This window comes from Pseudomonas sp. SJZ079 (assembly GCF_007993865.1).
Taxonomy (GTDB): domain Bacteria; phylum Pseudomonadota; class Gammaproteobacteria; order Pseudomonadales; family Pseudomonadaceae; genus Aquipseudomonas.
This window is the reverse complement of record NZ_VIUH01000008.1, coordinates 13,645-27,619: the sequence shown is the minus strand read 5'-3', so window position 1 is coordinate 27,619 and position 13,975 is coordinate 13,645. Positions and strand designations below refer to the sequence as shown.

General features: G+C 65.1%; 11 protein-coding genes. All 11 read left to right on the top strand.

Going from position 1 to position 13,975, the window contains the following annotated elements:
- Positions 1-6: 6 nt before the first annotated feature.
- Positions 7-1,647: a mannuronan 5-epimerase AlgG gene (algG, locus tag FBY03_RS09630; RefSeq protein WP_256677902.1), complete on the top strand. Its 1,641-nt coding sequence runs from the start codon at positions 7-9 to the stop codon at positions 1,645-1,647.
- Between the two features lie 9 nt (positions 1,648-1,656).
- Positions 1,657-3,135, top strand: coding sequence for an alginate O-acetyltransferase (locus FBY03_RS09625; protein WP_147171977.1), 1,479 nt, complete (start codon positions 1,657-1,659; stop codon positions 3,133-3,135).
- A 4-nt stretch (positions 3,136-3,139) separates the two neighbouring features.
- Entirely contained in the window at positions 3,140-4,246 is a 1,107-nt protein-coding gene (locus FBY03_RS09620) for a mannuronate-specific alginate lyase (protein ID WP_147171976.1), read from the top strand.
- Between the two features lie 161 nt (positions 4,247-4,407).
- Positions 4,408-5,892, top strand: a complete 1,485-nt coding sequence (locus FBY03_RS09615) for an MBOAT family protein (protein ID WP_147171975.1) — start codon at positions 4,408-4,410, stop codon at positions 5,890-5,892.
- A 12-nt stretch (positions 5,893-5,904) separates the two neighbouring features.
- The gene (locus FBY03_RS09610; RefSeq protein ID WP_147171974.1) at positions 5,905-7,140 is read left to right on the top strand and encodes an alginate O-acetyltransferase; all 1,236 of its coding nucleotides are present in this window, start codon (positions 5,905-5,907) and stop codon (positions 7,138-7,140) included.
- Positions 7,137-7,784 (top strand): alginate O-acetyltransferase AlgF, encoded by a 648-nt coding sequence (locus FBY03_RS09605; protein WP_147171973.1) that lies wholly within the window; start codon positions 7,137-7,139, stop codon positions 7,782-7,784. The genes FBY03_RS09610 and FBY03_RS09605 overlap by 4 nt, the downstream gene beginning before the upstream one ends.
- Positions 7,785-7,881: 97 nt before the next feature.
- The gene (locus FBY03_RS09600) at positions 7,882-9,336 is read left to right on the top strand and encodes a mannose-1-phosphate guanylyltransferase/mannose-6-phosphate isomerase (RefSeq protein ID WP_147171972.1); all 1,455 of its coding nucleotides are present in this window, start codon (positions 7,882-7,884) and stop codon (positions 9,334-9,336) included.
- 201 nt (positions 9,337-9,537) lie between these two features.
- Positions 9,538-10,002, top strand: coding sequence for a multidrug transporter (locus FBY03_RS09595; RefSeq protein WP_147171971.1), 465 nt, complete (start codon positions 9,538-9,540; stop codon positions 10,000-10,002).
- 60 nt (positions 10,003-10,062) lie between these two features.
- Positions 10,063-10,896: an SDR family oxidoreductase gene (locus FBY03_RS09590; RefSeq protein ID WP_147171970.1), complete on the top strand. Its 834-nt coding sequence runs from the start codon at positions 10,063-10,065 to the stop codon at positions 10,894-10,896.
- On the top strand, positions 10,893-11,291 hold the full coding sequence (locus FBY03_RS09585) for a hypothetical protein (protein ID WP_178090614.1): 399 nt from the start codon (positions 10,893-10,895) through the stop codon (positions 11,289-11,291). Before FBY03_RS09590 ends, FBY03_RS09585 begins: the two co-directional genes overlap by 4 nt.
- A 248-nt stretch (positions 11,292-11,539) precedes the next feature.
- Positions 11,540-13,960, top strand: coding sequence for an EAL domain-containing protein (locus FBY03_RS09580; protein WP_147171969.1), 2,421 nt, complete (start codon positions 11,540-11,542; stop codon positions 13,958-13,960).
- The last annotated feature ends 15 nt before the right edge of the window (positions 13,961-13,975 follow it).

Below are 13,975 nucleotides of genomic sequence, written 5' to 3'. Positions count from 1 at the left end.
CGACCTATGAAACTCAAGTACCGCATGCCCCAGACGCGCGCACGCGCCCTGCCCTGGCTGGCCGGCGCCCTGCTGCTGGTCAGCGGCTGGACCCTGGCCGAGTCACGGACCGAATTACGGACTGAGTCACAGACCGATCAACGGGATCAGTCACGACATGAGTCACGGGCGCCGCAGACCACCCAGGAACTGCACACGGCCAAGACCTACACCGTGACCAGTCCGCCGGTCGAACCGCTGAACATCGACACGCCGCAACTGCCGGACCTCAGTGGCTACACCGCGGCGGCGGTGCAGGCGAAGATCGTGCGCAAGCCGGGCGGCCGCGTCACGCTGCGGCGCATGCTGCAGCAAACCGCGCTGAAAGACTTTATCGGCGGCGACAACCGCATGGCCGAATGGGTCAAGCGGCAACACGGCATTCCCCAGGCGATCTTCATCGAAGGCGGCTACGTCAACCTCCGCCAATTGGCCAGCCAGCTGCCGAAACAGTACTTCAGCAGCAGCGCGCCAGGGGTCTACCTGGCGCGCCTGCCGATAGTGGTGGCGGCAGGCGCGACCCTGCACATCGACAAGCAGACCGAGGAACTGCGCCTGTCCCAGGAGCGCGGCGCCTTCCTGGTCAACGATGGCCAGCTGTTCGTCACCGACAGCAAGATCAGCGCCTGGCGCGAGGCCGACAACGGCCCGGCGACCTTCCGTAAAGCCAGTGAATTCCGCCCCTTCCTGCTGGCCTGGGGCGGCACCGAGACCTACATAGTCAACAGCACCCTGACCAGCTTCGGCTACCAGACCAGCAAGTCCTACGGCGTGAGTATTTCCCAGTACACGCCGAACATGCACAAGCGCATGCAGCGCGCCAAGCCCACCGGCTGGCTGATCGACTCCAACTTCGTCGACATGTACTACGGCTTCTACTGCTACGAAGCCCGCGACGTGGTGATCAAGGGCAACACCTACCGCGACAACGTGGTCTACGGCATCGACCCGCATGACCGCTCACACGGCCTGATCATCGCCGACAACAGCGTATTCGGTACCCAGAAGAAGCACGGCATCATCATTTCCCGCGAGGTCAATGACAGCTGGATCTTCAATAACCGGGTCTACGACAACCAGCTCTCCGGCCTGGTGATCGACCGCAACAGCGTCAACAACCTGGTCGCCTACAACCAGATCTACCGCAACCACTCCGACGGCATCACGGTGTACGAGAGCCCGGATAACCTGCTGTGGGGCAACCGCATCATCGGCAACCGGCGCCACGGCATCCGCGTGCGCAACAGCGTCAACGTGCGCCTGTACGAAAACCTGTCGATCAGCAACGGCCTGACCGGCATCTACGGGCACATCAAGGATCTCAGCGACACCGACCGCAACATCGCCCTCGACCCCTTCGACACCCAAGTGTCGATGTTGGTGGTCGGCGGCCGTCTGGCCGGCAACGGCTCCGGCCCGCTGTCGATCGACTCGCCGCTGAGCGTCGAGCTGTATCGAGTCGACCTGATGGCCCCGAGCAAATCGACCGGCATCAGCTTCAACGGGGTCCTCGGCGAGCGCCAGGAAGAAATCCTCGACCTGTTGGTGCGCCAACAGAAAGCCGTGCTGATCGACCCCGTCGAACGCCAAGTCGAACTCCAGGACTGAGGAAGCCCCATGCAAGCTGCAAACCTGAAACGCACAGCCCTGACGCAACGCATCGTGCTCGGCACCCTCGGCATCGCGATCGGCGCCATCGCCGGCGGCCTGCAGGCGGCACCAGCGACCCCGGCCGGGGTGCCGGCTGCGGGCCCGAGCTTCAGCGCCGAGCCCATCGACAGCCTGTGCCCGGCGGCCCACGACGCCAGCCGCTACACCACCCGCTATCAGCAGAACTTCCTGACCCTGGTGCAAGCTCAGGAGGACTGGCTGTTCCGCACTCAGGAAGACCTGCGCACCGAGTTCGGCACCACGGCCGCCGGCTATCGCATGCTCAAAGAGCTGCGCGATGCCTTCAAGAGCAAAGGGGTCGAGCTGCTGGTGGTCTATCAACCGACTCGGGGCCTGGTCAATCGCCGCAAATTGAACCCGCAAGACTACGCGCGCTTCGACTACGCCAAAGCCCTGCAGAGCTACCGCGCCACCCTGCATAAATTCCAGCAGCTGGGCCTGTGGGTGCCCGACCTGACGCCGCTGACCGACGAGCAGCATGAGCAGCCGTTCTATTTCCGCGGCGACCAGCACTGGAGCCCCTATGGCGCGCAACGCACCGCGCGCCTGGTGGCCAAAGAGGTCAAGCGTATCCCGGCCTTTGCCGAGGTGCCGCGACGCGAGTTCGTCACCCGCAAGGAAGGCATCATGGGCAAGACCGGCACCCTGCATAACGTCGCCGGGCAACTGTGCGGCAGCAGCTACGCCACCCAGTACACCGACCACTTCAGCACCGAGCCGAAGGACGAGGCTAGCGGCGACGCCTTGTTCGGCGACGCCAGCACCCCGCAGATCACCCTGGTCGGCACCAGCCACAGTGGCAAGAACTACAATTTCGAGGGCTTTCTGCAGCAGTACATCGGCGCCGACGTGCTCAACGTCGCGGCCCCCGGCGGCGGCCTGGAAGGCGCCATGCTCGAGTACCTGGCCAGCGACGAGTTTCAGCAGAGTCCGCCGAAGGTGCTGATCTGGGAATTTTCCCCGCTGTACAGCCTGGACCAGGACAAGGTCTATCGGCAGATGATGGCCCTGCTGGATAACGGCTGCGAAGACAAGCCAGCCGTGCTGGCCAACAAGACCCGGCTGCGCCCCGGGCGCAACGAGGTGCTGGTCAATGGTCAGCAACAGCTGCTGGCCCTGCGCAGCGACGGCTACCAGCTGGACATCCGCTTCAGCGACCCCTCGGTAAAAATCCTCGAGGCCACCCTGTGGTACATGAACGGCCGCCGGGAAAAACTCAAGCTGGAAAAAACCGACACCGTCGAGACCAATGGGCGCTTCGCCTTCGAGCTGCGCGACCAGCAGGACTGGGCCGAGCAGAACCTGCTGGCGCTGGATATCCAGGGGCCTGCCGCCGGCAGCCAGGCGCTCACGGTGGACGCCAAGCTGTGCAAACGCAGCCACTTTGCCAGCGGCGGCAAGCTGACGGCCAAGAGTGAGGGCTGAGACTATGCGCATCGCTCGCTTCATCGCCCCCTGCCTGTTCAGCCTGAGCCTGTGCGGCCTGACCGTCGAGGCCGCGGCCCCGCTGAGCCCGCCGTCGGGCTACTACGCGCCGGTACCGCAGCAGCAGAAACAGGACCAGGCCGACGCCTGCCCGAGCACGCCTACGCCCTATACCGGCACATTGCTGTTTCGCAGCAAATACGAGGGCTCGGACCAGGCCAGAACCACCCTCAATCCTGAGGCCGAGCAGGCCTTTCGCGAGCAGACCGCGAGCATCACCGAGCTGGAGCGCGGGGTCAGCCAGCAAGTCATGCGTTACATGCGCGATGGCCGCCCGCAACACCTGAGCTGCGCCCTGGGCTGGCTGAACAGCTGGGCCGAGGCCGATGCACTGCTCTCCACCGAGTACACCCATACCGGCAAGTCGATGCGCAAATGGGCCCTGGGCAGCATGGCCGGCGCCTACCTGCGCCTGAAGTTCTCCAGCTCGCAGCCGTTGGCGCGCTACCCCGAGCAGACGCAACGGATCGAGGCCTGGTTTGTCCGCCTGGCCGAGCAGACCGTGGTCGACTGGAGCGACCTACCGCTGGAGAAGATCAACAACCACAGCTACTGGGCCGCCTGGTCGGTGATGGCCGCCGCTGTGATCAGTAACCGCCGCGACCTGTTCGACTGGTCCGTCGCCCAGTTCCGGGTCGCCGCCGGCCAGGTCGATGAGCAGGGCTACCTGCCCAACGAACTGAAACGCCGGCAACGCGCCCTGGCCTACCACAACTACAGCCTGCCGCCGCTGAGCATGATCGCCGCCTTCGCCCAGGCCAATTCACTCGACCTGCGCGAAGAGAACCACGGCGCCCTGCAGCGCCTGGCCGAACGGGTCATGGCCGGGGTCGAGAAGCAGGACGGCTTCGAGGAGCAGACCGATCACCAGCAGGACATGCAAGACCTGCGCAAGCCGGCCAAGTTCGCCTGGCTGGCGCCCTACTGCACGCTCTACACCTGTTCGGCAGCAGCGCGCCAACGCCAGCAGGAGATGGGCCCGTTCCGCACCTTCCGCCTCGGCGGCGACGTGAGCCAGGTGTTCACCCCACGGGCCAAGGACGATAGCTGAGCGGCCGACACCGGCAACACAAGCAACACCGGCAACACCTGTGCGGCGCACCTCGGCCCATAGCAAACCCGTCCATGGACGGCGCAACACCCTCCCGCGGTGCGGGGGGAAAGGGGGGGCTGTGAGCCCCAGACGAGTTGCCATTCAACGGAGAGAGACGGATGGTGTTTTCATCCAACGTGTTCCTGTTCTTGTTCCTGCCGATTTTTCTCGGCCTGTACTACTTGAGCAGCAACCGCTATCGCAACCTGCTGATTCTGATCGGCAGCTATCTGTTCTACGCCTGGTGGCGGGTGGATTTTCTCCTGCTATTCGTCGCAGTCACCCTGTGGAACTACGGCTTCGGCCTGCGTATTCATCGCGCCGGGGTTGGCAGCCAAGCCGCCCGCAGATGGGTGACCTGGGGCGTAATGGGCAACCTGGCGACCCTGGGCTACTTCAAGTACGCCAACTTCGGCATGGCCAACCTCAATAGCCTGATGGAAGCGGCGGGCTTGGAGCCCTTCCTGCTGACCCAGGTGATCCTGCCGATTGGTATTTCCTTCTATATCTTCCAGTCGCTCAGCTACCTGATCGACGTCTACCGGGGCGACACCGAACCGACCCGTAACCTGATCAATTTCGCCGCCTTCATCGCCCTGTTCCCCCAGCTGATCGCCGGCCCGGTGTTGCGCTACAAGGACCTGGCGGACCAGTTCACCGCGCGCAGCCACAGCCTCGACAAGTTCTCCGCAGGCGCCACGCGCTTCATGCAGGGCTTCATCAAGAAGGTGTTCATCGCCGACAGCCTGGCGCCGCTGGTCGATCACCTGTTCGGCCTGGCCAACCCCAGCAGCGGCGATGCCTGGTTGGGCATGCTCGCCTACACCGCGCAGCTGTACTTCGACTTCTCCGGCTACAGCGACATGGCCATCGGCCTCGGCCTGATGATGGGTTTCCGCTTCATGGAGAACTTCAACCAGCCCTACATCAGCCAGTCGATCACAGAGTTCTGGCGGCGCTGGCACATCAGCCTGTCGACCTGGCTGCGCGACTACCTCTACGTGCCGCTGGGCGGCAACCGTCACGGCACCCTCAACACCTACCGCAACCTGTTCCTGACCATGCTGCTCGGCGGTTTCTGGCATGGCGCCAACTGGACCTTCCTGATCTGGGGCGCCTGGCATGGCACCTGGCTGGCGATCGAACGCGCGCTGGGGTTGAACACCGCCGCGAGAACCTTCAACCCGTTGAAGTGGGCCGCGACCTTCCTCCTGGTGATGCTCGGCTGGGTGATCTTCCGTGCGGAAAACCTCGGCGTGGCCTGGCGTCTGTATGAGGCGATGTTCCGCTTCGACGGCTGGCAGCTCTCGGAGCTGGGCCGCGCCAGCGTCAGCGACCTGCAGGTCGTCACCCTGGTCATCGCCTACCTGTGCCTGGCGTTCTGTGGCCTGCGTGAGTTCTACCGCAACAGGCCACCAGCAGAGCGGCAGGCCGGCGGTCCCAGCGTCGGCGTCAGCCCCGCGGGCGTGCTGGTTGCGCAGCCCGGCTGGAGCGCCGCGCTGCCGCGTTACCTGCTGCGCAGCCTGATCCTGCTGCTGTTCTGCCTGTCGATCCTGAAGCTGTCGGCGCAGAGCTACTCACCCTTCCTGTATTTCCAGTTTTAAGTGAGAACCGGCATGTCGCTTACCTTGAGACGCCTGTATATCGGCCTGTTCATCGGCCTGCTGGTCGGCCTCGGCGCCTGGTCGCTGCGCAGTGTCGGCGAGTTCGACGCGCCGGCCGATGCCGAGCTGCTGCGCGGCCAATGGAGCAAGGCCTTCGAAGGCTTTTACGACGAGCAATTCCCCATCAAGCGCCTGGGCACCAACCTCTGGGCCGCGCTGGACTACAGCCTGTTCAACCAGGGTCGCCCGGGCGTGGTGCTGGGTCGCGAAGACTGGCTGTACAGCGATGAAGAGTTCAAGCCGGTGGCCAACGCCCAGGGCAATATCCAGGACAACTGGGAATTGATCCAGGGCGTGCGCCACCACCTGGCCGAACGCAACGTGCAACTGATCCTGGCCATAGTGCCGGCCAAAGCCCGCCTGTATCCCGAATACATCGGCGAAAGCAAGCCGGCCAGCCTGCACAGCGACCTGTACCAGCGCTTCCAGGCCCGCGCGCACCAGGCCAAGTTGCTCGCCCCGGACCTGCTGCAAGCGCTGCAACAGGCCAAACAGCAGGGCGCGGTGTTCCTGCGCGGCGACACCCACTGGACCCCACGCGGCGCCGAGGTGGTGGCGCAGCAGCTGAGCCGCAGCATGCGCCGCGCAGCGCCGTTGCAAGGCGAACCCCAGGCCTTCGTCACCGAAACGGAGGCCAGCAAGGCCTACACCGGCGACCTGACCCGCTTCCTGCCGCTGGACCCGTTGTTCGCCGAGCTGCTGCCGGCGCCCGACCGCCTGCAGTCGCGCAAGACCCGACCGGCCGAACCCACCGCCGCTGCCGGGGACGACGCCCTGTTCGGCGACAGCCAGGTGCCGGTCGCGCTGGTCGGCACCAGCTACAGCGCCAATCCCAACTGGAACTTCGCCGGCGCCCTGCGCCAGGCACTCGGCAGCGACCTGCTGAACTACGCCGAGGACGGTCGCGGGCCGATCCTGCCGATGCTCAAGTACCTGCAAAGCGAGGAACTCGAGAGCGCCCCGCCGCAATGGGTGATCTGGGAGTTCCCCGAGCGCTACCTGCCGATGCGCAACGACCTCAGCAGCTTCGATTCGGCCTGGATCAGCCAGCTCAAGCAGTCCGCCCGGCGCGGCGAACGCGTGGCCAGCCTGAGCCGCCCATCCGACAACGCATCAGCCACCCCCTCACGCCCGTCCGGGCTCATCACCAGAGAGCGTCAACCACGTCAATGGAGACTTACCCGATGAATCGCCCAACCCTGTCCCGTCGTTTCGTCCACACCGGCGCCCTGCTCGCCGGCCTGCTGGCGCTCAACACCAGCCAGGCCGGGGACGCCGCACTCTACGCGCCAATCGCACCGAAAGGCTCGGCCTTCGTGCGGCTCTACAACGCCGACAACCAGGAGGTCAGCGCCTCGCTCGGCAGCGCCAGAATCGACGCTGTCGCGCCACTCGGCAGCAGCGCGTTCAGCTACCTGGCCAAGGGCGACTACAGCGCCCAGGTCGGCGCCCAGAACCTGCCGGTCAAACTCGCCGGCGACCAGTACTACACCCTGGTCAACCTGCCCAGCGGCGCCCCCAAGCTGGTCGAGGAGCCGGTGTTCAAAAGCAAGCAGAAGGCGCTGATCCGCGTGCACAACCTCAGCGACAAGGCGCTGACCCTGAAGACCGCCGACGGCAAGACCGATGTGGTCGAGCGCGTCGCACCCGCGGGCCGTGGTGATCGCGAGATCAACCCGGTCAAGGTCAGCCTGGCGCTGTTCGACGGCTCGCGCAAAGTCAGCGACCTGAAACCGGTCAGCCTGCCCCGCGGGGAAATCGTCAGCCTGTTCATCACCGGCAGCGGCGACAACCTGGCCCCGGTCTGGGTCAAGCGCCCAGACGCGGAATGACCCGGCAACGGATAACCAGCGCCCAGGCCCTACGGCGTGAGCGCATAAAAAAAGCACACAAAGTGGCATACCTTCCGATCGTTCAAGGAGAGACAGCATGATTCCGGTAATTTTGTCAGGTGGTAGCGGCTCACGACTCTGGCCGCTTTCGCGCAAGCAATTTCCCAAGCAGTTCCTGGCCCTCACCGGCCAGCACAGCCTGTTTCAACAGACCCTGCAGCGCCTTGCGGTCGAAGGCATGCAGAAACCACTGGTGGTGTGCAACGAAGGCCATCGCTTTATCGTTCAGGAACAGCTCGCCGCCTGCCAGCTGGAAGTCGACGGCCTGATCATGGAGCCCTTCGGCCGCAACACCGCCCCGGCAGTCGCCATCGCCGCCCTGAAGCTGCAGGCCGAAGGCCGCGATGAACTGATGCTGGTGCTGCCTGCCGATCATGTGATCAAGGATCAACGCGCCTTCCAGCGCGTCCTGGCCATGGCCACCGTCGCCGCGGAGAGTGGCGAGATGGTGTTGTTCGGCGTGCCGGCCACCGCCCCGGAAACCGGCTACGGCTATATCCGCTGCGACCTGCAGGACCGCAGCAGCCTGCCCGACGGGATCAACCGGGTGCTGCAATTCGTCGAGAAACCGGACCAGCAGCGCGCCCGTGCCTTCGTCGAATCCGGCGATTACTTCTGGAACAGCGGGATGTTCCTGTTCCGCGCCAGTCGCTTCCTCGAAGAATTGAAGAAGCACGACCCGGATATCTACGACACCTGCCTGCTGGCGCTGGAGCGCAGCCAGGTCGACGGCGACCACCTGCTGATCGACGCCGACACCTTCGCCTGCTGCCCGGACAACTCGATCGACTACGCGGTGATGGAAAAAACCGCACAGGCCTGCGTGGTGCCGCTATCCGCTGGCTGGAGCGACGTCGGCTGCTGGGCCTCGCTGTGGGAGGTCAACGACAAGGACGAAAACCACAACGTGCTCAAGGGCGACGTGGTGATGCACGACAGCCACAACTGCATGGTCCACGCCAACAACGACAAGCTGGTCACCGTGCTGGGCATGGACAATATCGTCGTGGTGGAAACCAAGGACGCCCTGATGATTGCGCCCAAGGACCGCGTGCAGGAAGTCAAAACCCTGGTCAACTCCCTCAACGAACAGGGTCGCCAGGAAACCCAGAGCCACTGCGAAGTGTTCCGGCCCTGGGGCTCCTACGACTCGGTGGACATGGGCGGGCGTTTTCAGGTCAAGCACATCACGGTCAAGCCGGGTGCCCAGTTGTCCCTGCAGATGCACCACCACCGCGCCGAGCACTGGATCGTGGTGTCCGGCACCGCCGAGGTGACCTGCAACGACAAGACCTTCCTGCTCACGGAAAACCAGTCCACCTACATCCCGATCACCGCGGTGCACCGCCTGGCCAACCCCGGCAAGATCCCGCTGGAGATCATCGAGGTGCAATCGGGCAGCTACCTCGGCGAGGATGACATCGAGCGTCTGGAAGACGTCTACGGCCGGACCAAGGAACAGCAGCCGGACAAACTGCGCCTGGCCGGCTAACCCCGCGCCAACCTGGTTGTAGCCGACGCCCGCCCTCCCCCGAGGGCGGGCGTTTTTGCTGGACAAACCGCAGGCAACGGTCAGCAAGACACCTCGCTCACAGCTCGCCGCCCAAGCCGGGCACGATCCTGTAGGATAATTCATCCTCCCTGATCGATGACCTATCATGCCCTGCAGCCGCATTCCGACAGGAGTTCACCCATGCTGATCGGCGCACTGCTGGTCCTCACCTGGCTGGTCCTGCTTGTCCGCTACCCAGGCAAAGCCCTGCCGCTGTCCGCCGCGGCTTTTTTCGGCCTGCTGCTGGTCGCCAGCTGGGTGATCTGGCAGCAAAGCCGAGAAACCCAGCAACTGGCCCGCATACAGCTACGCCTCGATTACGCGCCGCAGCGCTGCCCGGCCAACCGCCCGCTGGGGCTGGTGTTACAGAACGCCAGCGATGCCAGCCTGCTGACCCTGCGCTGGCAGATTGCCGCCTACCGCCCCGGCGACAGCGTCAACCTGGTCGAATACACCTATGAATCGCCGCGTTACCGCGGCCCCGGCAAACTGCTGCCCGGCGCCACCTGGCAGGACTGCCTGCCGCTGCCTACCCTGCGTAGCGGCTACCGCGCCAGCACCCTGGAATTTCGTGTCGAACGCCTGCAAGGCACCTTCGCCGACTAGCACGCAGGTCCAACCTACGCCGCTCAACCTTGCTCCGATAATCCCTACAAGGAAGCCCACATGACCCAGCCCACCGCCCTGATCACCGGATGCTCCAGCGGTATCGGCCGCGCTCTCGCCGAGGTGTTCCAGGCCGCCGGTTACCAGGTCTGGGCCTGCGCCCGCAAAGCCGAGGACCTCGCCGAGCTGAGCGCCGCCGGCTTCATCGCCGTGCCGCTGGACGTCAATGATGGTGCCGCCGCCGAACGACTAGCGACGCGCCTGAACCAAGAGGTCGGCGGCCTCGATGTGCTGATCAACAACGCCGGCTACGGCGCCATGGGCCCACTGCTCGATGGTGGCGTCGAGGCCATGCGCCGGCAATTCGAAACCAACGTGTTCGCCATCGTCGGCATCACCCGGGCGCTGTTCCCCTTGTTGCGGCGCAGCAAGGGCCTGGTGGTCAACATCGGCAGCGTCTCCGGGGTGCTGGTGACCCCGTTCGCCGGCGCCTACTGCGCCTCGAAAGCCGCGGTGCATGCCTTGTCCGATGCGCTACGCCTGGAACTGGCGCCCTTCGCCATCGAGGTGATGGAGGTACAGCCCGGCGCCATTGCCTCCAGCTTCGGCGCCAACGCCAGTCGCGAGGCCGAACAACTGATCGATGAAGGCTCGCCCTGGTGGCCGATCCGCGAGGGCATCCGCGCCCGCGCCAACGCCTCGCAGGATCACCCCACCCCCGCCAATCACTTCGCCCGCAGCCTGCTGCACGCCGTACAGAGCGCTAAACGCCCGCGCCTGCTGCGCCTGGGCAACGGCAGCCGCACCCTGCCGCTGATCGCCGCGCTGGTGCCGAAAGCCCTGCTGGAGTGGTCGCTGAAGAAGCGCTTCGGCCTGCATCGGCAGCTGTCATGAGGGCTCTGGCTCCACCTCGGGCGGTGATGCATCGCTATGCCTTGTGGGGGGTAGGCGCAGTCATAGTGCTCAACCTGGTAGTCCGCTCGGCCCTCAAACTGGGCGGTTTGCCTGCCACCCTGCTGGTGGCGAGCAGCGTGGCACTTGGGCTGGTGCTGATGTTCCGCTGGCGGCAACGACGTTTGCCCGAACGGGGCGAGCGGCTGACCCTGGTGCTTATCTATGGCGGTCTGCTGGGCGTCCTCTATCTCGGCTTGTTTGCCCTGATGCTGTTAAAGGACGAGCCCGGCCTGCCTGGGCAATTGCTGTTCTTCGCCCACTATTTGAGCTATCCACTGCTGCTCGCGGTAAGCCTATCGCCGCGCTGGACAGGCCGGTTCAAGAAACCGACTTGAGCGTCTCGGGCGCTAATGCGGCACCAATAGCCAACGCCCACGATACCAACACCTAACCGAGCATCACCGGCAACAAGCCACATTCGCCAGCACGCCAAGCATTCCCCGGATCGGTTCACCGGCGCGGCTGACTCATCGGCTCGCCTCTCCGAGCACTGCACGGCCAACGCCTGCCGCGACCAGGGGCGCGTCGCAGCAGGCAACAAGGCCTATACTGAGCAATGGTCAACATCTGCTGGAGGCCAGCCATGCCCGCGCAATCGGCCGTCGCTCAAAGAGTGGAATGCCTTCATCGGGCACTGCGCACCCTCAGTGGCTGCAACCGCGCGTTGCTGCGCGCCGAAAACGAAGCCGTGCTGTTCCAGGAAATCTGTCGGGTGATCGTCGAAGAAGGCGGTTACAGCCTGGCCTGGGTCGGCCGCGCCGAACACGACGCGGCCAAGACCGTCACGCCCGTGGCGCATGCCGGGGTCGATCGAGCCTACGTCGACTCGCTCGGCATCAGCTGGGCGGACAATGAGCGCGGCCACGGCCCCAGCGGCACGGCCATTCGTACCGGCCAGCAGAGCCTGTCACGCAACCTGCTGACCGACCCGAATACCGCGCCCTGGCGCGAAGGCGCCATCGCCCACCGCATCGCCTCGGTACTGTCGTTGCCGCTGCGGGTCGAAGGGCAGATATTCGGCGCCCTCGGCATCGGTGCCCCGGAACCCGATGCCTTCGGCCCCCAGGAACTGGACCTGCTGACCGAGGCCGCCGAGGACCTGGCCTTCGGCATCCAGGCACTGCGCACCAAGGCCCGCCGCGCGCAGGCGGAACAGGAAATCCAGCGCCTCAACCGCGCCCTGTCGACCCGGGTAGCGGTCAACCATGCGCTGATCCATGCCACGCACGAAACCGCCCTGCTTGAGGAGATCTGCCGGGTGCTGGTGAAGGATTGCGGCTATCGCCTGGCCTGGGTCGGTTATCGCCAGGATGATCTGCCCCAGCTCTACCAGCCGATGGCCCACGAAGGCTTCGACGAAGGCTTTCTGGCGCTCGGTGTGACCTGGGGAGCGAGTGCCGAGGGCACGGCCTTTATCCACAAGCTCGAAGATCCACTCGCGAGCGGCCAACCGATGGTGATGCGCGACATACTCAACGACCCCGAGGCCCCGCTGCGCGAAGAAGCCCGCGAACGCGGCTATGCAGCGGCCCTGGTACTGCCGTTGCGAGTCGAAGGGGCGCTGATCGGCATGCTGAGCATCATGTCGGCTGAAGCCGAGGCCTTCGATGACAAGGAGGTCGAACTGTTGCTGGCCACCGCCAACGACCTCGGCTTCGGCATCGCCACCCTGCGCACCCGCGCCAGGGCCGTCGAAGCGGAAGCCACCATCAGACGCATGGCCTTTACCGACACCCTCACCGGCCTGTCCAACCGGGTACGCCTGCGCGAACAACTGGAACAGGCGATCGCCACCGCCAAGCAGGAACGCCGGGCGCTGGGCCTGCTGCAACTGGAGGTCGGGCGCAATCAGGAGATCAACGAAACCCTCGGCTACCGCGAGAGCGACCGCCTGCAACAGGCCATTGCCACTCGCCTGGTGCAAACCGTAGGGGCGAACCATACGGTCGCGCGCATGGGCGAATACGAATTCGCCGTATTGATGCCCAGCGGCGGCGCCGAACAGGCCACCCAACTGGCGCAGAAGATCCTCGTGGCGCTGTATGAGCCGATCGAGCTGTCCGGGTTGCGCCTCGATGCGCGGGCGAGCATCGGCATCGCCCTCTACCCCGGTCACGACACCGACCCGGATGGCCTGATCCGCCGCGCCAGCAGCGCCCGCGATCAGGCCAAGGCCACCAGCAGCGGCTATGCGCTGTTCCAGAGCAGCCTGGATCAGCAGTGCGCTCAGCACCTGATGCTGATGGGCGACTTGCGCCGGGCCATTGATCACAACGAGCTGCTGCTGCATTACCAGCCGAAACTGCAGATTGCCACCAACACCGTCTGCGGCACCGAGGCCCTGGTGCGCTGGCAGCACCCGCAGCACGGCCTGCTGCCGCCCGACGACTTCATCAAGCTGGCCGAGAACACCGGGCTGATCACGCCACTCACCTACTGGGTACTGGATGCCGCGCTGGGCCAGTGCTACGCCTGGCATGAGGAGGGCGACGAGCGGCCGATCTCGGTCAACCTGTCGGCCCGCGACCTGCGCGATCCCAAGCTGCTCGAGCGCATCCGCGGCGCCTTCGCCACCTGGGGCGCCCAACCGAACTGGATCGAATTCGAGCTGACCGAAAGCGCATTGATGGAAGATCCCGCGGCCGCACTGGACACCCTGAGGCAGCTGAAGAACCTCGACACCCACCTGAGCATCGACGACTTCGGCACCGGCTACTCCTCGCTGGCCTACCTGCAGAAATTGCCGGTGGACTCCCTGAAGATCGACCAGTCCTTCGTCACCCGTATGCTCACGGACGACGATGATTCGGCGAAGATCGTGCGCTCCATCGTCGAACTGGCACACAACCTGGACCTCACGGTCGTCGCCGAAGGCGTCGAGAATCGCGAGACCCTGACCCGCCTGGGCCACTTCGGCTGCGACATCGCCCAGGGCTACTCCATCAGCCGGCCCATTCCCGGCGACCAGTTCCGCTCCTGGGAGGCACTGTCGACCTGGCATTGAGCAGAAACACCCGCC

Excerpts from the sequence above, each read along its gene's own strand:
- algG (WP_256677902.1), top strand. The coding sequence starts at position 7 with ATGAAACTCAAGTACCGCATGCCCCAGACGCGCGCACGCGCCCTGCCC.
- FBY03_RS09625 (WP_147171977.1), top strand. The coding sequence starts at position 1,657 with ATGCAAGCTGCAAACCTGAAACGCACAGCCCTGACGCAACGCATCGTG.
- FBY03_RS09620 (WP_147171976.1), top strand. The coding sequence starts at position 3,140 with ATGCGCATCGCTCGCTTCATCGCCCCCTGCCTGTTCAGCCTGAGCCTG.
- FBY03_RS09615 (WP_147171975.1), top strand. The coding sequence starts at position 4,408 with ATGGTGTTTTCATCCAACGTGTTCCTGTTCTTGTTCCTGCCGATTTTT.
- FBY03_RS09610 (WP_147171974.1), top strand. The coding sequence starts at position 5,905 with ATGTCGCTTACCTTGAGACGCCTGTATATCGGCCTGTTCATCGGCCTG.
- FBY03_RS09605 (WP_147171973.1), top strand. The coding sequence starts at position 7,137 with ATGAATCGCCCAACCCTGTCCCGTCGTTTCGTCCACACCGGCGCCCTG.
- FBY03_RS09600 (WP_147171972.1), top strand. The coding sequence starts at position 7,882 with ATGATTCCGGTAATTTTGTCAGGTGGTAGCGGCTCACGACTCTGGCCG.
- FBY03_RS09595 (WP_147171971.1), top strand. The coding sequence starts at position 9,538 with ATGCTGATCGGCGCACTGCTGGTCCTCACCTGGCTGGTCCTGCTTGTC.
- FBY03_RS09590 (WP_147171970.1), top strand. The coding sequence starts at position 10,063 with ATGACCCAGCCCACCGCCCTGATCACCGGATGCTCCAGCGGTATCGGC.
- FBY03_RS09585 (WP_178090614.1), top strand. The coding sequence starts at position 10,893 with ATGAGGGCTCTGGCTCCACCTCGGGCGGTGATGCATCGCTATGCCTTG.
- FBY03_RS09580 (WP_147171969.1), top strand. The coding sequence starts at position 11,540 with ATGCCCGCGCAATCGGCCGTCGCTCAAAGAGTGGAATGCCTTCATCGG.